This is a genomic window from Streptomyces sp. CB03238 (genome assembly GCF_002099185.1).
Lineage (GTDB): Bacteria > Actinomycetota > Actinomycetes > Streptomycetales > Streptomycetaceae > Streptomyces.
On the sequence record NZ_NBCN01000001.1, the window covers coordinates 113,719 to 136,369 of the forward strand.

22 protein-coding genes and 1 riboswitch are annotated in these 22,651 nt (G+C 69.4%); of the genes, 13 read left to right on the forward strand and 9 right to left on the reverse strand.

Annotated elements, in window-relative coordinates:
- Positions 1–8: 8 nt before the first annotated feature.
- Together BKD26_RS00520 and BKD26_RS00525 are read left to right on the forward strand one after the other, a co-directional pair.
- Complete coding sequence (locus BKD26_RS00520; RefSeq protein ID WP_073750705.1) at positions 9–347, forward strand: co-chaperone GroES; 339 nt, start codon at positions 9–11, stop codon at positions 345–347.
- 48 nt (positions 348–395) lie between these two features.
- Positions 396–468, forward strand: a riboswitch (guanidine-III (ykkC-III) riboswitch).
- Between the two features lie 37 nt (positions 469–505).
- Complete coding sequence (locus BKD26_RS00525) at positions 506–826, forward strand: multidrug efflux SMR transporter (RefSeq protein ID WP_084894546.1); 321 nt, start codon at positions 506–508, stop codon at positions 824–826.
- A 241-nt stretch (positions 827–1,067) separates the two neighbouring features.
- Here BKD26_RS00525 and BKD26_RS00530 read toward each other — a convergent pair whose 3' ends face one another.
- Positions 1,068–3,386, reverse strand: a complete 2,319-nt coding sequence (locus BKD26_RS00530; RefSeq protein WP_084894548.1) for a transglycosylase domain-containing protein — start codon at positions 3,384–3,386, stop codon at positions 1,068–1,070.
- Positions 3,387–3,566: 180 nt separating this feature from the next.
- On the opposite strand from BKD26_RS00530, the gene BKD26_RS00535 reads away from it, so the two are divergent.
- From BKD26_RS00535 to BKD26_RS00555, 5 genes are all read left to right on the forward strand, one after another.
- On the forward strand, positions 3,567–4,367 hold the full coding sequence (locus tag BKD26_RS00535; RefSeq protein WP_084894550.1) for an ABC-2 family transporter protein: 801 nt from the start codon (positions 3,567–3,569) through the stop codon (positions 4,365–4,367).
- A 40-nt stretch (positions 4,368–4,407) separates the two neighbouring features.
- Positions 4,408–5,172, forward strand: a complete 765-nt coding sequence (locus tag BKD26_RS00540; RefSeq protein ID WP_084895288.1) for an ABC transporter permease — start codon at positions 4,408–4,410, stop codon at positions 5,170–5,172.
- An 8-nt stretch (positions 5,173–5,180) separates the two neighbouring features.
- Positions 5,181–6,146, forward strand: coding sequence for an ATP-binding cassette domain-containing protein (locus BKD26_RS00545; RefSeq protein ID WP_084894554.1), 966 nt, complete (start codon positions 5,181–5,183; stop codon positions 6,144–6,146).
- Between the two features lie 25 nt (positions 6,147–6,171).
- Positions 6,172–6,780 (forward strand): DUF1707 domain-containing protein, encoded by a 609-nt coding sequence (locus tag BKD26_RS00550; protein ID WP_084894556.1) that lies wholly within the window; start codon positions 6,172–6,174, stop codon positions 6,778–6,780.
- A gap of 91 nt (positions 6,781–6,871) precedes the next feature.
- Positions 6,872–8,161, forward strand: a complete 1,290-nt coding sequence (locus BKD26_RS00555; RefSeq protein ID WP_241518450.1) for a DUF445 domain-containing protein — start codon at positions 6,872–6,874, stop codon at positions 8,159–8,161.
- Positions 8,162–8,264: 103 nt separating this feature from the next.
- On the opposite strand, the gene BKD26_RS00560 is transcribed toward BKD26_RS00555, so the two are convergent.
- The 3 genes from BKD26_RS00560 to BKD26_RS00570 all read right to left on the reverse strand — a co-directional run bounded on the left by BKD26_RS00560 (position 8,265) and on the right by BKD26_RS00570 (position 9,385).
- On the reverse strand, positions 8,265–8,567 hold the full coding sequence (locus BKD26_RS00560) for a hypothetical protein (RefSeq protein ID WP_073750723.1): 303 nt from the start codon (positions 8,565–8,567) through the stop codon (positions 8,265–8,267).
- Between the two features lie 94 nt (positions 8,568–8,661).
- Complete coding sequence (locus BKD26_RS00565; protein ID WP_084894560.1) at positions 8,662–8,904, reverse strand: hypothetical protein; 243 nt, start codon at positions 8,902–8,904, stop codon at positions 8,662–8,664.
- A 136-nt stretch (positions 8,905–9,040) separates the two neighbouring features.
- Positions 9,041–9,385 carry a hypothetical protein gene (locus BKD26_RS00570; protein WP_241518451.1) on the reverse strand — a complete coding sequence of 115 codons (345 nt, stop codon included), beginning with the start codon at positions 9,383–9,385 and terminating at the stop codon, positions 9,041–9,043.
- Between the two features lie 189 nt (positions 9,386–9,574).
- Here BKD26_RS00570 and BKD26_RS00575 point away from each other — a divergent pair, with 189 nt between their 5' ends.
- The 4 genes from BKD26_RS00575 to BKD26_RS00590 all read left to right on the forward strand — a co-directional run bounded on the left by BKD26_RS00575 (position 9,575) and on the right by BKD26_RS00590 (position 14,751).
- Complete coding sequence (locus BKD26_RS00575; RefSeq protein WP_084894562.1) at positions 9,575–10,177, forward strand: hypothetical protein; 603 nt, start codon at positions 9,575–9,577, stop codon at positions 10,175–10,177.
- A 70-nt stretch (positions 10,178–10,247) separates the two neighbouring features.
- Entirely contained in the window at positions 10,248–12,755 is a 2,508-nt protein-coding gene (locus tag BKD26_RS00580) for an AAA family ATPase (RefSeq protein WP_107417712.1), read from the forward strand.
- Complete coding sequence (locus tag BKD26_RS00585) at positions 12,752–13,744, forward strand: aminoglycoside phosphotransferase family protein (RefSeq protein ID WP_084894566.1); 993 nt, start codon at positions 12,752–12,754, stop codon at positions 13,742–13,744. The genes BKD26_RS00580 and BKD26_RS00585 overlap by 4 nt, the downstream gene beginning before the upstream one ends.
- 5 nt (positions 13,745–13,749) lie before the next feature.
- A complete protein-coding gene (locus tag BKD26_RS00590) occupies positions 13,750–14,751 on the forward strand; it encodes an aminoglycoside phosphotransferase family protein (RefSeq protein ID WP_143662591.1) in 1,002 nt (333 codons plus the stop codon).
- Here BKD26_RS00590 and BKD26_RS00595 read toward each other — a convergent pair.
- On the reverse strand, positions 14,721–14,942 hold the full coding sequence (locus BKD26_RS00595; RefSeq protein WP_084894570.1) for a DUF397 domain-containing protein: 222 nt from the start codon (positions 14,940–14,942) through the stop codon (positions 14,721–14,723). The genes BKD26_RS00590 and BKD26_RS00595 overlap by 31 nt on opposite strands.
- The gene (locus tag BKD26_RS00600; RefSeq protein ID WP_084894572.1) at positions 14,939–15,787 is read right to left on the reverse strand and encodes a helix-turn-helix transcriptional regulator; all 849 of its coding nucleotides are present in this window, start codon (positions 15,785–15,787) and stop codon (positions 14,939–14,941) included. Before BKD26_RS00600 ends, BKD26_RS00595 begins: the two co-directional genes overlap by 4 nt.
- A 195-nt stretch (positions 15,788–15,982) precedes the next feature.
- On the opposite strand from BKD26_RS00600, the gene BKD26_RS00605 reads away from it, so the two are divergent.
- Complete coding sequence (locus tag BKD26_RS00605; protein WP_084894574.1) at positions 15,983–16,612, forward strand: ATP-binding protein; 630 nt, start codon at positions 15,983–15,985, stop codon at positions 16,610–16,612.
- On the opposite strand, the gene BKD26_RS00610 is transcribed toward BKD26_RS00605, so the two are convergent.
- Positions 16,609–19,761: a DEAD/DEAH box helicase gene (locus BKD26_RS00610; RefSeq protein ID WP_084894576.1), complete on the reverse strand. Its 3,153-nt coding sequence runs from the start codon at positions 19,759–19,761 to the stop codon at positions 16,609–16,611. The genes BKD26_RS00605 and BKD26_RS00610 overlap by 4 nt on opposite strands.
- A gap of 115 nt (positions 19,762–19,876) precedes the next feature.
- On the opposite strand from BKD26_RS00610, the gene BKD26_RS00615 reads away from it, so the two are divergent.
- Positions 19,877–20,983 (forward strand): DUF3578 domain-containing protein, encoded by a 1,107-nt coding sequence (locus BKD26_RS00615; RefSeq protein WP_084894578.1) that lies wholly within the window; start codon positions 19,877–19,879, stop codon positions 20,981–20,983.
- Between the two features lie 10 nt (positions 20,984–20,993).
- On the opposite strand, the gene BKD26_RS00620 is transcribed toward BKD26_RS00615, so the two are convergent.
- Together BKD26_RS00620 and BKD26_RS00625 are read right to left on the reverse strand one after the other, a co-directional pair.
- On the reverse strand, positions 20,994–21,437 hold the full coding sequence (locus tag BKD26_RS00620) for an excalibur calcium-binding domain-containing protein (protein ID WP_084894580.1): 444 nt from the start codon (positions 21,435–21,437) through the stop codon (positions 20,994–20,996).
- A gap of 142 nt (positions 21,438–21,579) precedes the next feature.
- Positions 21,580–22,593, reverse strand: a complete 1,014-nt coding sequence (locus BKD26_RS00625) for an SEC-C domain-containing protein (protein WP_084894582.1) — start codon at positions 22,591–22,593, stop codon at positions 21,580–21,582.
- Positions 22,594–22,651: the final 58 nt, after the last annotated feature.

Consider the following 22,651-nt stretch of genomic DNA (forward strand, 5'->3'; position numbering starts at 1 on the left):
TTCGTGGCGTGAGCGAGAACACCCACGACAAGCTGCCCATCCGGATGCTGCACGACCGGGTGCTGGTCCGTACCGACACGCCCGAGGGCGAGAGGCGTTCGGGCGGCGGCATCCTGATCCCGGCGACCGCCGCCGTCGGCCGCCGGCTCGCCTGGGCCGAGGTGGTCGCGGTCGGTCAGAACGTCCGGACCGTGGAGACCGGTGACCGGGTGCTGTACGACCCCGAGGACCGCGCCGAGGTCGAGGTGCGGGGCGTGGCGTACGTCCTGATGCGGGAGCGCGACCTGCACGCGGTCGCGGCGGACCGTTTCGGGGGCTCCGAGGACTCGACCGGGCTGTACCTGTAGGAACGCGTACCCGAAAAGGCCTGGTGGCGGACGTCACCAGGCCTTTGCGCATGCCCTTTGCTAGCGTGGAGGGACCCCGACGAGACGCGCCGTACCGGGTTTTTCGCAAAGACGACGCACCCCTTGTTCGTACGTTGTCGCGTCTCGGAGGTGCCGTCATGGCCTGGGTTCTGTTGATCGTCGCCGGTCTGCTGGAGGTGGGCTGGTCGATCGGGATGAAGTTCACGGACGGCTTCACCCGGCTGTGGCCCAGCCTGCTCACCGGCGTCGGGATCGTCGCCAGCATGGCCCTGCTGTCACAGGCCGCGAAGACCCTGCCCATCGGTACCGCGTACGGCGTCTGGGTCGGCATCGGCGCGGCCGGCGCGGCGGTGGTCGGCATGGTCGCCCTCGGCGAACCGGCGACCGCCGCGCGGATCTTCTTCGTCTGCCTGCTGCTGGTCGCGGTGGTCGGCCTGAAGGCCACGTCCGGGCACTAGCCGGGTGCCCGGTGGGCCCTGGGGTCCGGCACGGCGAGCGCCGGTGTGGGCGTGTTGCCGGTGCCGAGCACCGTGGCGCCCGGCCTGCCCCGAGTCGTGGCGGGAGGGCCGGTGCTCCTGGACCGGCGTGGACCTTCGGCGGCGGGGCTGCCGGCGGGTGTGGCCGCGGCGCCGGGCTGCTGCCCGGAGTTCGGCCGCCCCCCCCGCCTGACGCCGCTCCTCCAGAGGTCCCCCTCCGCGCCTACCGGCCGGGACCCGCCGGTGTGGGGGGCGTGCCGGGGGGCGGGGCGGGTGCCGGGCCGGGGGGCGGGCCGGTCCGGGCGGGGGCCTGCGTACCGGGGGCGGCCGCGGGACCGCCGGTTCCTTGCGCCCCGCCGGGCCCGCGGCCAGGGGCCCGGTAGCCGTCGTACCCGTCGTACCTCCCGTCCCCCTCCCGGCCCCGGTCCGCTCCCGTGCCCGCCTCTTCCCAGCTGCCCGGGTCCTCGGGGTCCCACGAGCCCGAGGGGTCCGGTTCCTCCAGCTCCTCCTCCGCGCCCTCGGCCAGCACCAGGTCGAAGTCCCGCACCGTGCTGCCCGCCAGCGCCGCCCGTGTGTACGCGCCCCAGATCGACGCCGGCGCCCCGCCCCCGTTCATGCGCTCCAGCCCCAGCGCCCCGTACAGGGGTTTCTGCGCTCCGGTGTCCGGGTCCTGGCCCATCACCGTGATGACGGTCGCCAGGTCCGGGGTGTAGCCGGCGAACCAGGCCGCCCTGTCGTGCTCCGCCGTCCCGGTCTTGCCGGCGGCCGGGCGTCCGGCGGCCTGCGCGGCGGTGCCGGTGCCGCCCTCGACGACGCTGCGCAGCATGGCCGTCGTCGTGTCGGCGGCCTCCCGGCTGATCACCTGCTTGGTCTGCGAGGAGGGCAGGGGAAGCTCGGTGCCGTCCTTCTCGACCTTCTCCACCAGCGCGTATGTGGCGTGCTTGCCGTGGTTGGCGAGCGTCGCGTACGCCTGCGCCATGTCGAGCACGCTCGCGGTGGCGGGGCCGAGCGCGATGGAGGGGGAGGGGTTGAGGTCGGGGGTGTCGGCGGGCAGGCCCAGATCGATGGCGGTCTGTTCCACCTTGGCCGGACCGACGTCCACGGCGAGCTGCGCGTAGACGGCGTTGACGGACTTGTCGGTGGCGGTACGGACGGTGATGGGGCCGTAGTCCACGTCGTCCTCGTTGGCGGGGGCGTACGGGTGGCCGCCCCAGCCCTGCACCTGGCGCTTGTTGGTGCCGTCGTAGCGGGTGTTGGGCGTGATGCGCTCCCCGTCCTGGGTGACGGCGGCGTTGTCGACGGCGGCGGCGAACACGAACGGCTTGAAGGTGGAGCCGACCTGGTAGTCGCGGCGGGTCGCGTTGTTGACGAACTGGCGGGTGTAGTCGACGCCGCCGTACATGGCGAGCACCTTGCCGGTGGCCGGGGCGATGGACACGCCGCCGACCCGTACGTAACGGTCCGTCTGGTTGGCGTCGTTCAGCTGCGACATGACCTGGTCGTCGACGGCCTGGACGAGGGACTCCTGCTTGTGCTGCTCCAGGGTGGTGGTGATGCGGAAGCCGCCCTGGGCGAGGGTCTTCTTGTCGATGACGTCGTGGTCGGTGAGGTAGTCCTCGACGGCCTGGACGATGTAGCCGCGCTGGCCGGACAGGCCGGTGGTGGCGGTGGCCTCCTCCGGGTCGGGGAAGGTGGTGGCGGCGCGGGCGGCGGGGCCGAGCCACTTCTCCTTGACCATGGCGTCCAGTACGTAGTTCCAGCGCCCGATCGCCTTGGTGCGCATCTCGGGGCGGCCGTCGACGTCGTAGGCGCTGGGGGCGTTGAGGAGCACGGCGAGGTAGGCGCCTTGGGCCGTCGTCAGGTCCTGGGCGTCCTTGCCGTAGTAGGCGCGGGCGGCGGCCTGGATTCCGTAGGCGTTGCGGCCGTAGAAGCTGGTGTTGAGGTAGCCCTCGAAGATGGCGTCCTTGGATTTCTCCCGGTCGAGTCTGATGGAGATGAAGAACTCCTTCACCTTCCGTACGAGGGTCCGTTCCTGGCCGAGGTAGTAGTTCTTGACGTACTGCTGGGTGATGGTGGAGCCGCCCTGGGTGCCCTTGCCGGTGAGGGTGTTCCAGGCGGCGCGGAGCATCGCCTCCGGGTCGACGCCCGGCTGGGAGTAGAAGTCGCGGTCCTCGGCGGCGAGTACGGCGTGCCGGACGGGGAGGGGGACCTGGGAGAGCCGTACGTTCTCGCGGTTGACGTCACCCTTCTGGGCGAGCGGGGTGCCGTCGCGGTACAGGTACACGTTGGACTGGGCCGTGGCGGCGGCGTTTGCGGGCGGGATGTCGACGAGGTGGTAGCCGGCGAAGAAGCCGCCGATGAGCAGCAGGGCGGTGAAGAGGAACGCGCCGAGGACCATCCGCCAGGTGGGGATCAGGCGTCGCCAGCCGGTGCGCCTCCTCCGCTCGGTGGGGCGGGCTGGGGTGACGGGGGTCTTGGGTGGTGGCCCTTCGACGGTCGGGTCGCGGGGCTCCCAGCCTGGCTGCGGTGGCTCGTCGCTCATGGTCTCCGGCCTGTTTCGTATCGTATGTCCTGTTTGTGCAGTCCTCTCATAGTGCACGGCGCACCCGCTCAACCCCGGCAACGGCAGCCGTAAACCGGTCGCGGGCGTGGGACGGGAAGGACTAGGCTCCTCGGCTTTGGTGCCTGCCGGGCACCGGGTGCCGGAGGGAGGAGCGCGGGTATGCGGCTGTACGCGGCCGTGGCGGCGGGTGGGTTCCGGCGCTATGCGACGTACCGGGTGGCGACCGCCGCCGGGGTGTTCACCAACACCGTCTTCGGCTTCATCCTGGCGTACACCTACATAGCGCTGTGGGACGAGCGCCCGAACCTCGGTGGCTACGACATGGCCGAGGCGCTCGCCTATGTGTGGATCGGACAGGCACTGCTGGCCACCTGCGGGCTGATGGGCGGCGGGTTCGAGGACGAGCTGATGGAGCGCATCAGGACCGGTGACATCGCCGTCGACCTCTACCGCCCGGCCGACCTCCAGCTGTGGTGGCTGTCCGTCTCCCTGGGCCGGTCCGGGTTCCACCTGCTGGGCCGCGGGGTGGTGCCGATGGCGATCGGGGCGCTCGCCTTCGATCTCGCGCTGCCCGAACACCCGCTGACCTGGCTCGCTTTCCTGGTGTCGGTGGCACTGGGCGTGCTGGTGAGCTTCGCGGTCTGGTTCCTGGTGGCGCTGAGCGCGTTCTGGCTGATGGACGGGGCCGGGGTGGTGCAGGTGGCATGGCTGTCGGGCATGTTCTTCTCCGGGATGCTGCTGCCGCTGACCGTCTTCCCGGGCGCGCTGGGCGAGGTGGCGCGGCTGCTGCCGTGGGCGTCCCTGCTCCAGGTCCCGGCGGATGTGTTCCTGGAGAAGCGGACCGGGTGGGCGCTGATGGGGACGTACGCCTTCCAGGCCGGCTGGGCGGTGGTGCTGCTGGCGGCGGGGCGGGTGGTCCAGGCGGCGGCGACGCGGCGGGTGGTGGTGCAGGGTGGCTGAGGTGGGCGCGGGGCTGCGCGCGTACGGGCTGATCGCCGCGATGTGGGTGCGGTCGACGATGACGTACCGCTTCTCCTTCGCGATGACGCTGCTGTCCAACTTCACGGCCACCGGGTTCGACTTCGTCGTCATTCTGCTGATGTTCAGTCAGGTGGATGGTCTGGGTGGCTTCTCGTTCGCCGAGGTGGCCTTCCTGTACGGGACGACCGGCACGGCCTTCGGGCTGGCCGATCTGTCGCTGGGGCAGGTGCAGCGCCTGGGCCGGCGGGTGCGGGACGGGACGCTGGACACGCTGCTGGTACGGCCGGTGCCGGTGCTGGCGCAGGTGGCGGCGGACCGGTTCGCGCTGCGGCGCGTGGGGCGGGTGATCCAGGGGCTGATCGTGCTGGTCTGGTCGCTGGTGCTGCTCGACGTGACCTGGACGCCGCTGAAGGTGGCGCTGGTGCCGCTGATGGTGGTGAGCGGGTGGGCGATCTTCTCGGCGGTGATGGTGGCGGGCGCGGCGTTCCAGTTCTTCGCGCAGGACGCCTCCGAGGTCGCCAACGCGTTCACCTACGGCGGGAACACCCTGCTCCAGTACCCGCCGGTGATCTTCGCCCAGGACCTGGTGCGCGGGGTGGTGTACGTGGTGCCGCTCGCGTTCGTGAACTGGGTCCCCGCGCTGTACGTGCTGGGGCGGGAGGCACCGGCGGGGCTGCCGGGGTGGGCGGCGTTCGCGTCGCCGCTGGTGGCGGTGGCGTTCTGGGTGGCGGCGGGGCTGGCGTGGCGGGTGGGGATTCGTTCGTACCGGAGCACGGGGAGTTGAGCACGTACATGGAGGACTTCATCGAACTGGACGGCGTCGAGAAGGTCTTCGACGTACGCCGCAAAGCGGGCCGCTTCCGGCGCGAGAGGCACCAGGTCCGGGCGGTCGACGGGATCAGCTTCCGCGTGCCGCGCGGCGAGATGGTCGGCTACATCGGGCCGAACGGCGCCGGGAAGTCGACCACCATCAAGATGCTGACGGGCATCCTCACCCCCAGCGGCGGCCGGCTGCGGGTCGCGGGCATCGACCCCTCCCGGGAACGGACCCGGCTGGCCCGGCGCATCGGGGTGGTGTTCGGGCAGCGTACGACGCTGTGGTGGGACCTCCCGCTGCGCGACTCGTACCGCCTGGTCCACCGCATGTACCGGATCCCCGACGCCCGCTTCCGCGAGAACCTGGAGCGGTGCGTCGAGCTGCTCGACCTGGCCGAGCTGCTGGAGGTGCCGGTCCGTCAGCTGTCGCTGGGGCAGCGGATGCGCGGCGACATCGCGGCGGCGCTGCTGCACGACCCGGAGGTCCTCTACCTCGACGAGCCGACGATCGGCCTGGACGTCATCTCCAAGGCGAAGGTGCGGGACTTCCTCCGCGACCTGAACGCCGAGCGCGGCACGACGGTGCTCCTCACCACGCACGACCTGACCGACATCGAGCAGCTGTGCAAGCGTGTGATGGTCATCGACCACGGCCGGCTGATGTACGACGGGCCCCTGGGCGGCCTGCACGAGGTCGGCGAGAGCGAGCGGACACTGGTGGTGGACCTGGAACGGGAACTGCCGCCGATCGCCGCGGACGGCGCCCGGGTGGTGAAGGTCGACGGGCCGCGGCAGTGGCTGGCGTTCCCGGCGGCCCGGTCGGCGGCGCCGCTGGTGGCGCGGATCGCGGCGGAGTACCCGCTGGTGGACCTGTCGGTGCGGGAACCGGACATCGAGACCGTGATCGCCAAGATGTACGCCGAACGATCGGCGGGCCTGTGACAGTGCCCCGCATTAGGCTGTTCGTATGACGAGCGAACTGCCTGAGATGCGGGCCTCGGACGCCGACCGCGAGCGGATAGCGGAGCGGCTGCGGGACGCGGTCGCGGAGGGCCGCCTCGACATGGCCGAGTTCGAGGAGCGCCTCGACCTGGCGTACAAGGCGCGTACGCACGGTGAGTTGGTCCCGCTCGTACGCGATCTGCCGTCGCCCACGGCCCCGGCGGCCGTCGGGGACCCCGCCTGGCCCGCCCGCATCGGAAAGCCCGCCACCTCCAAGGGCGCCTTCGCCTTCTGGGGCGGCTTCGGGCGGCGCGGCAAGTGGAGCGTCGCGCGCACCTTCACGGCGGCCGTGCTCCAGGCGGGCGGCGACATCGACCTGCGGGATGCCGACTTCGAGGACCGGGAGGTCGTCATCCGCTGCTTCGCCGTCATGGGCGGCATCCAGGTGGTCGTCCCGCCCGAGCTGCACGTCGAGGTCACCGGCTTCGGCTTCATGGGCGGCTTCGACGACCGGGGCGCGGGCGAGGGCACGCCCGGGTCGCCGCGCGTGCGGATCACCGGGTTCGCGCTGATGGGCGGCGTGGACGTCAAGCGCAAGGAGCGGAAGGCGGCCCGTAAGCAACTGCGGAAGTGACCTTCCGGGGTTCGGGGGGAACTCGCCGTGCGTCTGGGGAGTACCTGAGATAGGGACATAGGTACGCATGCGCGCGGACGGGTGGAGCCGGATGAACCATACGAAGACCCCGCTGGTCGCCTTCTCGTACACGGCAGCGGACGAGGAGAAGCGCCGGGGCGTGCGCCGGATGAAGCTCATGGCGACCGCCCTGCTGGGCCTGGTGGCCCTGATCTACGTCCTCGCCACCTGGGCCCGGAACGCCGGTGTGACCGGCTGGCCCGGCTACGTCGCGGCGGCCGCCGAGGCGGGCATGGTGGGTGCGCTGGCGGACTGGTTCGCGGTGACGGCGCTGTTCCGGCGCCCCATGGGGCTGCCCATTCCGCACACGGCGATCATCCCGACCAAGAAGGACCAGCTGGGCGCCTCGCTCGGCTCCTTCGTCGGCGAGAACTTCCTCTCCGCGGGCGTCGTACGCGCCCGGCTCCACGCCCTCGGCATCGGCGGCCGCCTCGGCGCCTGGCTCGCCGAACCCGCGCACGCCGACCGCGTGACCGCCGAGCTGTCGACGGCGCTGCGCGGCGCGCTGACCGTGCTGCGGGACGCCGACGTCCAGGCCGTGGTGGGCGAGGCGATCACCCGGCGCGCGGAGGCGGCGGAGATCGCGCCCGGGCTCGGCAAGACCCTGGAGAAGGTCGTCGCCGACGGGGCGCACCACGGGGCGGTCGACCTGATCTGCACCCGCGCCCACGACTGGCTGATCCTGCACGCCGACTCGATCATGGACGCGGTGCAGGGCGGCGCCCCCGGCTGGACGCCCCGCTTCGTGGACCGCAAGGTCGGCGAGCGCGTCTACAAGGAGCTGCTGCGGTTCGTCACCGAGATGCGCGACATGCCCGCCCACCCGGCGCGCGGCGCGCTCGACCGGTTCCTGACCGACTTCGCCGCCGACCTCCAGGGCGACACGGAGACCCGCGCCCGGGTGGAGCGCCTCAAGTCGGACCTGGTGGCCCGGCCGGAGGTGCAGGACATCATCGCCTCGGCCTGGTCCTCCGTACGCGCCATGATCATCTCGGCGGCCGAGGACGAGCGCAGCGAGCTGCGCCTGCGCGCCCGGGCCTCCCTCATCTCGCTCGGCACCCGGCTGGCCACCGACGGTCGCCTCCAGGCGAAGGTCGAGGGCTGGGTGGAGGACGCGGCGGTGTACGTCGTCACGACCTACCGCGCCGAGATCACCTCGCTGATCAGCGACACGGTCGCGAGCTGGGACGCGGACCAGACGTCCAAGAAGATCGAGGCCCACATCGGCCGGGACCTGCAGTTCATCCGCATCAACGGCACGGTGGTCGGCGCACTGGCGGGCCTGCTGATCTACACCCTCTCGCACGCGCTGGGCGGCTGATCGAGGGGCGTCGCCGGGCGGGGGACCGGCCCCTGCCCGACCGGTCACCCGCCCAGCCACTGTGGGGAGGTGCTGTCTTATACGTACGCCACCGTGCGCGTGTTCAACCGCTCTTGCGACTGACCGCCCACGACGCCACGGCCATGCCCCCGGCCACCGAGAACACCGCCGGCCACGCCCCCACCTTCTTGGCCAGCGGATGCGACCCGGCGAACGCCGCGACGTACGCGGCGGTCAGCCCCGCCGCGGCCTTCCCCCCACTGCGCCGCTTCCACTCCCGCGCCGCCACGGCCCCCGCCGCCGCCAACGCCACCCCACCGAGCGGCCGCTTCTTCGTCCACCGCGCCACGGCATACCCCCCGACAAGCCCACCCGCCGCCACCGCCGCTACCGGAACCCTCGCCATACCCGCTGCCCTGCCTTCCGTCGTCCGTACGTATCCGTACGTGTCCGTACATGTCCGTACGTGTCCATACGCTCGGTCATGCCCTGGCTCGAGGCTAACGCGGGGGACGGGGGCGGTTGCGACGGGTGCGTACGCCGACGAGGACGCAGAGCCCTAGGGCGACGGCGGCCACGACCCAGAACAGGGACTGGTCGGAAAGTTCCCGGTACACGTCGTCGGGCAACAGCAGCCCCAGCCCGATGGGGACGACGAGCCCTGCGGTGACGCCGCTCAGACAGACGATGAGCATCCAGCGCAGAGTGCGGGACTGGGACGAGTTCATCGGGCCTTCAGCCATGGGACCTCTCCACTCACTTGGTGATGTAGTGACACTGGGAGGCGCGCTTCTTGCCTCCGACGTGGAAGTCCGCGCATGCCTTGCCGTAGTGCTTCAACGTGCGCTTGGTCTTGTCGACACGGCCGATGGAGCCGAGTCAGTCGCACCGGTTGTGGGTGCGACCCTTGCTGATCTTGTACACGCGGCCGTTGCTGTCCGAGTAACGCCAGTCGATCCGCCAGTTGCACCACTTACCACCCGCGGTGTCACCGCCGGCGACGTCCTGGACGGAGGCTTCCTGGCGGGTGATCTTCTTCCCCTTGCCCTGGATGAAGTGCCCGAGGGTCGTGACCGGCGCGCACACCTCCGCTCCCCTGAAGTCGTGACAGAAGCCGACGACCTTCGCGTACCCCACCGCACTCGCCGCCGCCGGCTCCGCGGCCGTCGCAACCAGACCGGCGGCGGCGAGGAGGACCTGGGCGTACTGGACAACTCGGCGCATCGGGGGCTCCGTTCATCGGGGTTCGGTGACGCGCCGAAGATCCCCGCACCCCGCTCACCCAACCGCACCGTGACGATTCGATGACAACAAGTAACCGCCAAGGGTGGTGCAGGAGCCTTCCTGCCACCATCACGTAACGGCACAAGGCCCAGGGGATAACTGCACGCGCTGTAAGGGCACGAACCGCGCATGCCGACCCCCACGCCGCCCCACCACCTCGCAGCCGACCCGCTCGTCGTCGCCCAGGACGGAGTCGCCACCGTGCACCAGCTCATGGACCTGGGCTGCGCGTCCTCCGTGATCGCCGCGCTATGCCGCCCGCCCGGCCCCTGGCGCCGCCTCCTGCCCCGCGTGGTCCTCCTCCAGACCACCGACCCGACCCCCCAACAGCGCCTCCGCGGAGCCCTTCTCTACGCCGGCCCCGACGCCCTCCTCACCGGCCCGGCCGCCCTCGCCCGGTACGGCGTGACATCCGTACCGGAGACGTCCAAGGTCGACGTCCTGGTCACCCACCGCGCCGCCCCCCGCGGCCACGCCTACGTCCGCGTACGCCCCACCATCCGCCCCGCTCGCCGCGTCGCGGTCGACGGGCTGGCGTGCGTCCCCCTCCCACGAGCCGTGATGGACGCGATCCCGCACCTGGAAAGCCAGGAGGCGGTCACCGCACTGCTGACGGAAGTCACCCGCACAGGGCTCTGCCGGCCCGGTGACCTCATGGTGGAGGCCCATGCGGCACAACTAGCTTGCGAACCGTGGGTGTTGGCGCAACTCCGACGGGCTGCGGAACAGTAATTCACGCTCGGGGAACGTGTCCCCGTGGGTAGCCTCACCTCGTAGCGTTGGGGTACCAGGGGGAGCCGCCATGCCGATCAGGCCGCGTTATCGACGAGTTTCAGCGCTGCAGCGGCAGTTCTTCAACCGCGAAGAGCTGCTCGCCATGTACGACGAGGAGCTACGAGGGCTCTCCGAGCGGCTCAGGATCCTGAACGTCGTCGGCGTCGGCGGGATCGGAAAGTCCCGCCTCCTCCAGGAACTGCGGAACCGCACGCCGGAAACCTGCCGTACGGCCCGCCTCGATCTGCAACTTCCGACGCTGCGACAGCAGGAGGACGCCCTGGCCGTCCTGCGGGTGGAGTTCGGGGCACAGGGTGTGAAGTTCGACCGCTTCGACATCGCTTACGCCGTCCTGTGGCAGCGCGTCCACCCCCAGCTTCAGATGGACCGGAAGAACACCCCCTTCGCCGAGGACAGCGAAGTGCTGTCCAAGATCCTCGACGATGCCATGGGCCTGCCCGTCTTCGGCACGGCGGCCGGACTCGTACGCCTGACAGGCAAAGCGATGGCCAACCGCCAGCGGCGTCAGCGCATCGAGTCCGACCCGACGCTCCAGGAGCTCGACAGCCTGTCCAACGCCGAGCTGGGTCACGCGGTGTCGTACCTGTTCGCCGAGGAGATGCGGCAGTCGGCCCAGGAGCGGCCGTACGTACTCTTCGTCGACGCCTATGAGGCGATGGTGCCCACGCCGCTGCCCGGCGGCCGCAGCTACGGGTCCGACGCCTGGCTGCGCGATCTGCTCGGCCAGCTGCACGGCGGGCTGACCGTACTGGCGAGCCGGGAGCCACTGCCGTGGGCGGCATACGACAAGGAGTGGGAGACGGTGATCCGGAAGACCCGGATCGATGGGCTGCCGATGCCGGCCCGTCTTGATCTGCTCGCCCAGGCGGGCATCACGGAGATCCCCAAGCAGCGGTCGATCGCCGAGGCCAGTGCGGGAGTCCCCTTCTACCTGCACCTTGCCGTGGACACACACGCGCAGAATCCGGCCAGGGCGGCGGCAGACGCGGGAACGGCGGAGGAGATCGTCCAGCGGTTCCTGCAGCACGTGGCGCCGGACGAGGTGCGGATCCTGGAACTGTTGAGCGTCGCGCGGACCTTCGATCTCGGGATGTTCCGCGCCATCGGCCGGACCTTCGACCTTCCGACGAACCTGCTGACCTGGGAGTCGCTCACTGCCTACTCGTTCGCCTATCCGCTGCCGCAAGGCTGGTACCGGCTGCATCAGCTGATGATCGCCGCCCTGCAGCACCACCTCTCCCCCTCCGTCACACGTCATGTCCACTCCGTGCTGCGGCAGTACTGGGAAGAGCTCGCGGAGCGTATGGAGACCGGGTCGGGGGACTCCGGTGTGGCCCGCTCCTCCCCGCTGCGGGAGGCGGTGTACCACGGCATGCACGCGGAGGACATCTCACCCGAGCAGATCCAGAAGCACGCCGACCGGGCCGTCATGATGAGCGGCCGGCAGGCCGTCGATGGGATGGTCAGGGACATCCGGGACTTTCTCGCGTCCCCTCCACAGACGGCGTACGCGATCGAAGCCCTGCCCGGCATCCGTGACGCCGCTGACTGCCTGGACGCGGAGTCGAAGCTCGAACTCGGCGACGCGAGCGCGGTCATCGCGATGACCCCCGCTCTCGACATGCCCGTCCGCTCTGTGGTGTCGGCACGGCTCGCCCTCGCCGGGGCGAACGCGCGCCGGATCGCCGGGGAAAGCAGCCACGCGGCGAGCATCTTCCAGCGGGTGTGGGCGGAGCACTCCGGGGAGGCCCGTACCTCCGCCGGGCTGTGTGTCGCGGACATCCGGATGTGGCAGGGCGACTTCGCGGGGGCCTTCGCGCTTGCGGAGGAGGTCCACGGCATCTGCGCACCGCACGAGCGGGTCATCCGGGGAGACCTCAAACGTCTGATGCACCTGGGCCACCGGTTCCTGATGGACTTCGCCGAGGCCGCCGAGTTCTTGGCCGAGGCAGAGGAGGAGTACCGCGCGGTGGGCGCAGCTGTGGGCCTGGCCAACATCCGGACCAACAGAGCAGAGCTGCTGGCCTTCACCGATCCCGGGGCGGCCGTGGCGGAGGCGGGCGCCGCCCTGGAGGTGCAGCGGGATCTCGGCGCCCAGCACGAGATCGGCAAGGTGTACACCGCCATGGCCATCGCCCAGCTCAGGCTGGGCCAGCTGGAGCGGGCGGAGGTCTCCTTCCGTAACGCCAACACTGCACTCGACCAGGCCGGCTACCGGTCCGGCCGGGCACGGGCGGACATGTTCCGGTCGTTCCTGCTGCTGCGGCGGGGCGAGCGGGAGGCGACACGGAGCTTGCTGCGCCATGCGGCGCGGGAGTTCGAGACCTGCCAGGTCTACCCTTCGCTGATCCTGGCCATCCACAGCGCGGCCGAGCGGACGGGCCTCGTCACGCCGGAGCTCGTGGCGGCCGCCGACCGTGCCCGCTCCTTGCTGCGGCCGCTGGGTACGGTCGAGGACCTGAACCGACGTACGGATGAGGTGCTGTCGATGTTTCTCGATGAGGTGGCCTCGTGACGTGGCTGACGCTGTACGAGCAGGCCTTGGCCGCCGAGGAAGCCGCCGCCGGCTACTACAACCGCAACGTGGGGGTGCGTACGCCCGAGGGGAAGGTGAATGTCCGCATCCCGCTGGCAGCGGCGGACGTCATGGACGTACGGCTGTGGCGCGAGGAGGACGTGCTCGCCTGCATCGGGCCGTACGTCGGTCACGCGCCCGCACTGCGCCACGTATCGGAGGACCCGCGGTTCCAGGTCCACCACTTCATCGACGGCCGCGTCCTGGACAGCTTCTGCCCTCGGGGAAGCGCGGTCCCCGCCCACGTGATGAACGACGTCGTGACGCTGATGGACCAACTGGCCCGGATCCCCGCAGAGAAGATCCCCGAGCTTCCCCTCGACTGGCCGGTCTCCGGCGACAGCGCCGGCTTCGGCCGACTGCTGGCCGCTCTCACCCGGCGGATCCACACCACGCACCTCGGGGAGTACGGGGAAGTCTTCGCCGCCTTCGGCATCCCGGCCGAGCCGCTGGCAGTAGTCGACGATCTGTGGCATGGGCTCACCTCCCGTCCCTTCGCCATGCTGCACGCGGACCTCCACCGCAAGAACATGATCGTCTCCGACGAGGCCACCTGGTTCCTGGACTGGGAGCTGGCCCTGTGGGGTGATCCGATGTACGAGGTCGCGATTCACTTCCACAAGATGGACTATCCGGACGAGCAGCGAACCGAGGTCCTCCAACGCTGGCGGCAACAACTGCCCCCTCGGTCCACCACCGGCCCAGGCACCGACCTCGACCTCTACATGGCTCACGAGCGCATCAAGTCGGCGATCGTCGACACGATCCGCTACTCCAAACAACTGGCGGCCGCTTCTGCTGCGGAGCGGGAGTTCCTCATCGGCCGCCTGGCGAAGAAGCTGAACGCAGCCCGCCTCATCTGGGGCTCGCCCCCCGACATGACTCCGCGGAGGGTCGCCGCCGCCCTCGCCCCCTGGCTGGAGAGGTGACCACCATGGACCCTGCCGCCCTGTACGAGGAGGCACGCGCGCGGGAAGGCGCCCAGTCGGGGCACTACAACCGCAACGTCCGCGTGGAGGCCGACAGCGGTCCGGTCGTCGTCCGGATGCGCTCCGGCTCGGCCGAGGTCATGGACCTCACCCTCTGGCCGGAGGCCGACATACTCGCCGCCATCGCCCCCCACGTGCCCTCGGCCCCGCGCCTGGTCCACGCGGGCGCCGACCCCGCCTTCCAGATCCACGAGTTCGTCGAGGGCCGACGCGTCGACGACCTCTACCCCGACGGCAAACCGCTCCCCGAGCCGGTGCTGGACGACATCGAGAACCTTTTCGCCCACCTGCTCCGCGTCCCGCCCCATGCTCTCCCCCCACTGCCGGCCGACTGGCCCCCCGACGGCGACACCCCCGCCTTCGCCGCCCGCCTCCTCGACCTCGTACGCACCATCCGCCACCGTGGCGAGCCCGCGGTGACCGGCCTCTACGACACCCTCGGCGTCCCCGCTGACCCCTGCGCCATCCTCGAATCCCGCGCAGCGACCCTGACGTCCCGGCCCTTCTGCCTCCTCCACGCGGACATCCACCGCAGCAACATGATCCTCACCGCCCACAACCGGGTCGTCTTCCTCGACTGGGAACTGGCCCTCTGCGGCGACCCGGTGTACGACCTCGCCGACCATCTCCACAAGATGTCCTACACCCCGCCGGACCGCGCCGCGGTCACGGAAGCCTGGCACCGCGCGGCACCCCCGGAGTGCCGCGCGCGCTGGCTCGAGGACCTCGCCTACTACCTCGCCTACGAGGCCGTGAAGTCCGCCGTCGTCGACACGGTCCGCTGGGGCCACCGCATCGCCACCGCCCAGGACGACCAGTCCCGCGCCACCCTGTCCCAGGAACTCGCCACCAAACTCACCGCCGCTCACCCCCACTGGCCGGCCGAGACGCCTTCGCCGCCGTCCCCCCGCGTCGTTCAGGCGGCGGTGGACCGCTGGCTGTCCTGAGACCAGCCGACGAAGGCCCGCCAGGCGCGACTGGAGACGGCCACGGTGCGCCCGCCGCGTCGCTTGGAGTCCCGCACGAGCATTCCCTCGCCGGCGCGGGCGCACTCCACGCACTCACCTCCGGAGCCATTGCTGTACGAGGATGTGAACCACCGCGGGTCGGCTGCGGCTATCGGGTGTGAGCTGTTCATCTCGCGTATTCCTTCAGCACGGACTTGATCAACTGGGCGGAATGTCGAGGGCTCGCGGCTGCGGCCCTCAGCTTGTCGAACGCTCGCGTGTACTCACGGACGTCGTCCTCCCCCTCCAGGTAGGTGGCATCGGTGATGCCGTCCCGGTACACGATGTCCGGGTCTTCCGGATCGGGGAAGCCCAATATGGTGAAGGAGCCCGTCGCTGGGTACGAACCTGCGTCGAACGGGAGCACTTGGAGCGTCACGCTCGGCAGCTCCATGGTGTCCAGCACCCGTTCCAACTGCTCACGCATCAATGCCCGGTCACCGATGACGTTGCGCAGGGTGCTTTCGTGCACGATGAACCAGGCGTCCGGAGCGTCCGGGCGGGCGAGCATGGCCTGACGCTCCATCCGGACCTGTACGGCCCGCTCAACGTCCTCGGCCGACAGCTGATTGGTCGCATGGTGGAGTTCGGCGGCGTAGTCGAAGGTCTGCATGAGGCCGGGGAGGAACTCGCACTGGTACTGGCAGAACGTGGAGATGTCCTGCTCCAGGCCGATGTAGATGGAGAACCAGGACGGCACCCCGGTGGCGTGCGCCTGCCACCAGCCGCGAGTCTTCGCCTGACGGGCCAGGGACTTGAGGAATTCCCGCAGTTCCTCATTGGTCTCGTAAAAGCGGCACAGGGCGTCGACGTCCGACGGTTGCACACGACCGTGACCTGTCTCCATGCGGTTGACCTTGGACCCGCTCCAGTCAAGTGCCTCACCCACCTGCGCGCAGGTGTACCCATGACTCTCGCGCAGCTTCTTCAGCTCGATTGACAATCGGCGGCGCCGGGCTGTCGGTGACCCTGCCATCTCAACCCTCCTCTCGGTAACCGGCGTTCAGTCTCCGCGCCAGACTGCTCGCTTGCCAATCACTCATTGGTGGGAATCCCTCTGTGCACATTGCATAGCGAGATGCGCTAGGCCCCATGCTGGCCACCGTGACGCTCCGCCGTGGTGTGCGGAGGCGCACGGCGAAAGGGGTCAGACGTGATTCACGAAGCCTGCATGTCGAGGAAGCCCTGGGAACTCCCCTTCCTGGCAGAACCACGCGAGGCGGCTGGGATCCGGAACGTCATTCGCACCCACCTGCGAGCTTGGGGACTGAGTGAACACACCGACACGGCACAACTGTGCGCCAGCGAGCTGGTCGCCAACGTCATCACGCACGTCGGCGTCGGTACGCCCACCACGCTCGCTGTGTCCATGAGTGGCACGTACCTCCGTATCGAGGTGCACGACCCCGACACCCGGGCGCTGCCCACCCTCCTCCAGGCCGGCCCGGATGCCGAGCGCGGTCGGGGGATGGCGCTCGTCGATGCCGTCGCCGATCGCTGGGGTGTGCAACTGCGTGCAGACCGCAAGGTGACCTGGTGCGAGATCGCGACCGGGCTCACCGCACCGGATGGACACATTGGCGGCCCTCGTGTGACTCGGGCCGAGACGATGCTCGCTCTGTACGGGGCGGCCAGGCTGCCTCCGGCTGCAACCCCCAGCCTGCTGAGCGTCACCGTGGCGGAGGAGGCGGCCATCGACGTGATCGCCGACCTCCTCCACTGGCTACAGGCCCACGGCTGCGACCCGGACGAGGCCTTGGACCGGGCCCAGACGCATTTCGAGGCGGAAGCGTACGCCTAGCTCGCCGCGATTGCCGAGTACGTGTACACGTCGGCCGGGATCTCGTGCTGGAGCTCCCACGTGATCGCCATCGGCTTGCTGCCCTTGTGCTCGACGTACGCGGCTGGGCCAAGCAGCATCCATGGCTGTGCCCCGCCTATGTCTGTGCTCTTGTAGCGGCGGACGAAGAGCAGGACATGGCTGCCCTCGGCGGCATGATGTTGGTAGCGCAGCCCAGTCGGGGACGTCTCGGACGTCTGATTCTGTGACTCCCAGTGGAAGCGCGTCTCACTCAGGGCGTAGTCGTGGTAGCGCGTCTGCGGTGAGAAGTCCTTCTCGTCCTTCTCCAGAGTGATGAGCAGCGCGTCGGTCTTGATGGATTCGCACCACTTCACGCCCTCGCGGAAGTCGGCCGGCATAAAGCCGCCGATGAAGGACTGATGGAGAGCGGGCAGGATTTCCTCGCGGCTGTACGAGGCGTGCACGGTCAGCGGCAGATCGGCGAGGTCATCCGCCAGTGAGATCGGGACGTGCTCCGTGTGGGCGAGGTTGTACGACAGCACCTGGCGTAGCTCATGCCGGAAGGCGTGCTGGTCGCGGAGGGTGGCGAAGCCCTCGTCGTAGCTCGTGAAGCCTTTGCGGGTGATGCCGCCCAGTGGCCAGAGCTGGAAGAACAGCATGCGGGCGTACGCCTGGCCTCGGGAGTCCAGTTCGTCGTACTCAGGGGCATCGTCTTCCAGGAGGCGGGTGTAGGCGGCGACTCGGAGCGGGTCGTCGACGTGCAGGAACGAGGGGATGCGCTTAAGCAGCGCGGCCTCGCCCTCTGGCGCGTCCGACTTCAGCAGCCCCGCCCGGCGGAGCAGCCCGGTCCAGGAGTTGCCGTTGCCCCGGTAGAGCTCCTTGAGTTCGCGACCGCTTTCCGTCAGGTAGCGGCTGAGCTGCGGGATGGCGTAATCCGCCACCTCGCGTGTCAGGGCGGTGACGTTGACGCCGATCTGGTCCTTGATGTTGGCGATGATCGCCTTCTTGGCCTTCTCCTCCAGGATGATCTGGCATCCGGACGGCAGCTGGGGGAAGTCATGCTCAATGTTGGCCAGGAGCCGCTTGCGGGTCAGGTTCGTGAGCGCCCGGAACTGGTTCTCAAAGCGGAATTCCTTGCGGTGTTGGCCGATGAAGTCCAGGACTGTGAGCACGGCCTTGTTCTCGCTGCGTCGCAGTCCGCGTCCCAGCTGCTGGAGGAAGACGGTGGCGCTCGAGGTGGGGCGTAGGAGGAGCAGAGTGTCCACATCAGGGATGTCGAGGCCTTCATTGAAGAGGTCGACAGAGAAGATCACCTGGAGGGTGCCGGCCTTGAGGTCGGCCAGGGCTTGCTTACGCTGCTCGGGAGGCGTCTCGCCGGACAGCGCTACGGCCTTCAGGCCGGCAGCGCGGAAGAACTCCGCCATGAAATGCGCGTGGGCGACCGTCACGCAGAAGCCCAGTGCCCGCATGGTCGACGGATCGGCGATCTTCTCCCTCACTGCCTTCACGACCAGCCGTGCCCGGGCGTCGTTACCGGTGAGCACGTTGCCCAGGTCGGTCGCGTCATAGCCGCCGCGCTTCCACTGCACAGCACTCAGGTCGGTGTTGTCGCTGATGCCGAAGTAGTGGAAGGGGCTGAGTAGGTCGTTCTCCAGGGCTTCCCACAGGCGCATTTCGGCCGCGATGCGCCCGTCGAAGAACTCGTCCTGGATGTTTTTGCCGTCCATGCGCTCCGGGGTGGCCGTCAGCCCGAGCAACTCTATAGGCACGAAGTGATCGACGATCTTCCGGTACGTCGGCGAGGTGCCGTGGTGGAACTCGTCGATCACGATCACGTCGAAGTGGTCGGGCGCCAGCCGGTCCAGAGCGCGGGCGTTCAGTGACTGCACGCTGGCGAAGACATGGTTCCAGCGCTCCGGAATCTCGCCGCTGTGGAAGTGCTCACCGAAATTCGCATCGGTCAGCACGTCCTGGTACGTCCGCATCGACTGCTGCAAGATTTCCCGGCGGTGTGCCACGAAGAGCAGCCGCAAATCACGTCCGTACCGCTTGCGAAGCTGCTTGTAGTCCAGGGCGGCCATCACCGTTTTGCCCGTTCCGGTCGCGGCCACGAGCAGGTTGCGGTGACGGTCGTGAACGGCCCGCTCCACCTCGAGGCGCTCCAGCATGTCGCGCTGGTGCGGGTACGGCCGTACCGCCAGACCGGACAGCGTGATGCGGGTCGAGGAGGTCGAGGGTGTTCCACCAGCGATGGTGAGAGCCTCGTCGAGGCGGCTCCCGTCGTGTTCGGGGTCGTACGCTTCGAAGGACGGGTCGCTCCAGTAGGCGTCGAAGGTGCCCTCGAACTTGCGGAGGACGTCTGGGGTAGCGACGGACGAGAGGCGGACGTTCCACTCAAGCCCGTCCAGCAACGCTGCCTTGGAGAGATTCGAGCTGCCCACGTACGCCGTGTCGTAGCCGGTCTCGCGACGGAACAGCCACGCCTTGGCGTGCAGACGTGTGGAACGCGTCTCGTAGTTGACTTTGACCTGCGCGCCGAACTCCTTCACGAGGCGGTCCAGAGCGCGGCGTTCGGTGGCCCCGATGTACGTGGTCGTGATGACCCGTATCGGTACCCTCCGCTCACAAGCGGCCTTCAGAGACTGCTCGATGATGCGGAGCCCATGCCACTTCACGAAGGCGCAGAGCAGGTCGACCCGGTCAGCGGTAGCGATTTCGGTACGGAGTTCGAAGCCGAGGCTTGGGTCTTCGGGGGCGTTGGTGATGAGCGCGGTGTCCGAGAGGGGTGTTGCCGGTCGGATCGCGTAGACGCCTAGGGCCTCCTGGCGGGCCAGCGCGAGCAGTTCGCGTGGCCCATCGGCTACGAGGTCCACCCATTCACGAGCGCCCTCCAGCGTGCTGATGGACTCCAGGATGTGGTTCGCGGCGTGCACTCGCTCTTCTGCAGGCAATCCGTGAAGCACCCGGCGCACCGTCTCGGCGACGTGTCTCGCCAGGACGTGCGGGACGGACTCCGGCCCGATGGCGTCGCTGACCTGATGCCACCCCTGATCGGCGATCTCCGCCAGCTGCTGCTCCAGGCGCATGGTGATGAGCTGCTCGTACAGCCCCGCTGACAGGGTCGATGAATCGCTGCCGATCTGAGGCAAGGCTCGCTCCCGTGGGACGTGTGATCGTTGCGTGTGTTCTATCAAGCGGGACTGACAGTCACTTAATGATCGCAACACGGCCTTCTAGTGATCGAATTCGAGTTAGTTTTTGCGGATGTCGTTGCGCGATCTGCTCATACGTGTCTCCGAGGTCTTCGAGCCCGAGGGCAAGGCATCTAGTGACCTGCCTGGCCAGGCCCTGCTGTTGGGTGTGAAAGAGAGGCAGGACCTCCCCTGGCCCCAGGGATGCACCGCCCTCGGGTACGGAGGGCAAGGGAACGCCAGCCGCACGCCATGGATCGGCGTGTTCGACCCGACCATCAATGAAAAGCCTGGTGAGGGCCTCTACCTCGCGTACATCTACCGTTCCGACCTCAGGGCGGTCACGCTTACGCTGCAGCAAGGCATCACGAGCCTGACCGATACGTACGGCAAGGGCGCACGGCTGCACCGCTACTTGACCGCGCAGGCCGAGAAGCTGAGGGGCGCCCTGCATCCGACGCTCGCCGACAAATGGCGGGACGAACTCGACTTGCTCGTCGAGACCAAGTACTGGCGCGCTCGCTCGTACGAGAAGGCCAACGTGGCAGCACGACGCTACGAACTCGCGAGCATGCCCTCCGACGAGGCGCTGGCCGAGGATCTCAAGGAAGGCGTCCAACTCCTTCGAGACGCCGCCGCGGCGGATCGCCTCCTGTTCCAGGTACCGAGATCCAGCGAACCGGCTCTTGAGTACCCCAAGCACGACCACGGTGGAGACGACAACCTCGGCGGATTCCAACCGAGGAGCAGCAGAGGCTATTCCGTCGTCATCAAGGGAGGTACGGCGGACAGACGCCAGGAACACGAGGCGCTCCTGGCGAGGTTCGCCCTCCACGCCCGCGCGTGCGAGTACGAGGCCAGCAACAGGGGAGTGCACCCTCGCGACTTGGTTCTCCGCCACCGCAAACACCCCGGCCAGGACTGGCTGGTGGAGGCCAAGACAGTCCTGCCTGGGAGGGAGTACCTCGCGGGGCGTGAGGCCGTGGGCCAGCTCTTCGAGTACTGCCACGTGCACTACACACTCCGCGGCAAGCCAACACCGCACCTCATCGCCCTCTTCACCCACGACATAGGGGACTACGCCGACTACCTCGAGACCCTCGGCATCGCGTCCATCTGGGAGCGCCCCGACGGCTGGGGGGGCTCGTCACTCGCCGCCGATTGGCGACTGACCACCTAGACGGACGCGCTCAGCCGTTGTCGCAGCCGACGCCGTCGTTGTCGCGGTCGAGGTGGCGGCCGTAGCCGGGGTCGCCGCGGCGGACCGGGGTGGCGCCGGCGGCGCGGGCGTCGGCGCAGTTGCTGTAGTAGACGTCGCCGCCGGCGTCGTCGTTTCCGCCGCTGTACGTGTCGGGGGTGACCGTGGCCGTCGCCGTGACGGTTTTGGTGACGGTGACCGTGGGGGCCGGGGCAGCGGTGGGGGTTGCCGTGACGGTGGCCGTGGCCGTGGCCGTGGTGGTGACGGTGACGGTGACGGTCGGGGTGGGCTTGGCGGCGGCTGGTTTGGGGGTGTCCTCGGCGGTGGCGGCTCCGCATCCGGTGCCGATCAGCAGGAGAAGCAGGCCGCCCGCCCAGACGCGCTTCATGCGGTACAGGGGGCGGGCGGTGGGTGGCTGCTGGTACGCGTTGCTCATGGGCAGGCGTCTCCCTCGCACACAGGGACTGGGGCTGTGTGTGTGTGGGGGGGGACAGGGGCCAGTCGATGGCAGTAGTTAATTGTGAAAGTAGCGTAAGCGCGGGGTGAAGGGGAGGGGAACGGTCCAATTCCCGGAACGGTCAGATCTGCGCCGTGCCGTGGCAGTCGCCGTACTTGGTGCCCGAGCCGCACCAGCAGGGGGAGGTGCGGGCGGGGGGCCAGGGGGTGGCGCGGCCGCGGGCGGCGAGGGTGGTGGCGTATTGGGGGAGGAGCGCCGCGTTGGAGGGGGAGGTGGACTCGGAGGCCGCGAAGGCTTCGTACGAGGGGACCGTGCCCTGGACGATGCCCAGGTTCGGGGTGCCCGCGGCGGCGAGTTCGCGCAAGGAGGCCTCGAGGTCGGTGAGGTGGGCCTCGTGGGTCGGGTACTCGGACTCCAGCTCCGGGTAGGCGGCCAGCAGCTCGGTCAGCTCGTCGGCCGGCCAGAGCAGGACCGCCACCGGGAAGGGGCGGGAGAGGGCCGTGCGGTACGAGCCGAGCTCGCTGCGCAGCCGGGTGATCTCCGCCTGGAGCTCGGCCGGGTCGGAGGAGCCGAGGGACCAGAGGCGTTTCGGGTCGTGGAGCTCGTCGAGCGGGACCGCGCCCGTGTGGAGGCGGTCCGCCAGGACGTCCCAGTCGTCGTGGCGCAGCGCGAGCAGGCGGCGTACGCGGTGGCGGCCCATGAGGAGCGACTGCGTCGGGTACGGGACCTCGTCGTCGGGGGACGGGACGAGGGTCGTCACGGCCGTGGTGAAGGTCGCTTCGGAGACCTCCAGCTCGTCGTGGGCCTCCAGCGTCTCCGCGACGATCTCCCAGGCGGCCGGGTCGGAGGGGGGCGTGGCGCGGATGCCGTCGATGATGGCGCGGGCCTCGGCCTCGTGGCCGTACTCCCACAGGTTGGCGGCCTTCAGGGCCTTGACCAGGTGCGGGTTCTCCGGCGCCGGCATCGCGGCCAGGAGGTCGTCGTACAGCGTCGTCGCGCGAGCGCGGGCACCGGCCAGCTCCAGGTGGGCGGCCGCCTGGAGGAGCAGCGGTTCGCGGTCCTCGGGGTACCGCTCCGCGGTGCGCAGCAGACGCTCGGCTTCGGTGATGTGATCGGCAGGCGTGTCGGGGCGCATGGGGGACACCGTACTGCTGTGCGGCGGGTCTGGTGGGTTGTCGGGCGACCACCTATGG

What these genes read in the sequence shown, in the direction of transcription:
- BKD26_RS00625 (WP_084894582.1), bottom strand. Translation starts at nt 22,593, where the DNA reads ATGCGCCCCGACACGCCTGCCGATCACATCACCGAAGCCGAGCGTCTG.
- BKD26_RS00605 (WP_084894574.1), top strand. Translation starts at nt 15,983, where the DNA reads ATGTCGAGGAAGCCCTGGGAACTCCCCTTCCTGGCAGAACCACGCGAG.
- BKD26_RS00545 (WP_084894554.1), top strand. Translation starts at nt 5,181, where the DNA reads ATGGAGGACTTCATCGAACTGGACGGCGTCGAGAAGGTCTTCGACGTA.
- BKD26_RS00595 (WP_084894570.1), bottom strand. Translation starts at nt 14,942, where the DNA reads ATGAACAGCTCACACCCGATAGCCGCAGCCGACCCGCGGTGGTTCACA.
- BKD26_RS00600 (WP_084894572.1), bottom strand. Translation starts at nt 15,787, where the DNA reads ATGGCAGGGTCACCGACAGCCCGGCGCCGCCGATTGTCAATCGAGCTG.
- BKD26_RS00570 (WP_241518451.1), bottom strand. Translation starts at nt 9,385, where the DNA reads ATGCGCCGAGTTGTCCAGTACGCCCAGGTCCTCCTCGCCGCCGCCGGT.
- BKD26_RS00590 (WP_143662591.1), top strand. Translation starts at nt 13,750, where the DNA reads ATGGACCCTGCCGCCCTGTACGAGGAGGCACGCGCGCGGGAAGGCGCC.
- BKD26_RS00580 (WP_107417712.1), top strand. Translation starts at nt 10,248, where the DNA reads ATGCCGATCAGGCCGCGTTATCGACGAGTTTCAGCGCTGCAGCGGCAG.
- BKD26_RS00565 (WP_084894560.1), bottom strand. Translation starts at nt 8,904, where the DNA reads ATGGCTGAAGGCCCGATGAACTCGTCCCAGTCCCGCACTCTGCGCTGG.
- BKD26_RS00535 (WP_084894550.1), top strand. Translation starts at nt 3,567, where the DNA reads ATGCGGCTGTACGCGGCCGTGGCGGCGGGTGGGTTCCGGCGCTATGCG.
- BKD26_RS00550 (WP_084894556.1), top strand. Translation starts at nt 6,172, where the DNA reads ATGACGAGCGAACTGCCTGAGATGCGGGCCTCGGACGCCGACCGCGAG.
- BKD26_RS00540 (WP_084895288.1), top strand. Translation starts at nt 4,408, where the DNA reads ATGTGGGTGCGGTCGACGATGACGTACCGCTTCTCCTTCGCGATGACG.
- BKD26_RS00555 (WP_241518450.1), top strand. Translation starts at nt 6,872, where the DNA reads ATGAACCATACGAAGACCCCGCTGGTCGCCTTCTCGTACACGGCAGCG.
- BKD26_RS00560 (WP_073750723.1), bottom strand. Translation starts at nt 8,567, where the DNA reads ATGGCGAGGGTTCCGGTAGCGGCGGTGGCGGCGGGTGGGCTTGTCGGG.
- BKD26_RS00525 (WP_084894546.1), top strand. Translation starts at nt 506, where the DNA reads ATGGCCTGGGTTCTGTTGATCGTCGCCGGTCTGCTGGAGGTGGGCTGG.
- BKD26_RS00620 (WP_084894580.1), bottom strand. Translation starts at nt 21,437, where the DNA reads ATGAGCAACGCGTACCAGCAGCCACCCACCGCCCGCCCCCTGTACCGC.
- BKD26_RS00530 (WP_084894548.1), bottom strand. Translation starts at nt 3,386, where the DNA reads ATGAGCGACGAGCCACCGCAGCCAGGCTGGGAGCCCCGCGACCCGACC.
- BKD26_RS00575 (WP_084894562.1), top strand. Translation starts at nt 9,575, where the DNA reads ATGCCGACCCCCACGCCGCCCCACCACCTCGCAGCCGACCCGCTCGTC.
- BKD26_RS00615 (WP_084894578.1), top strand. Translation starts at nt 19,877, where the DNA reads ATGTCGTTGCGCGATCTGCTCATACGTGTCTCCGAGGTCTTCGAGCCC.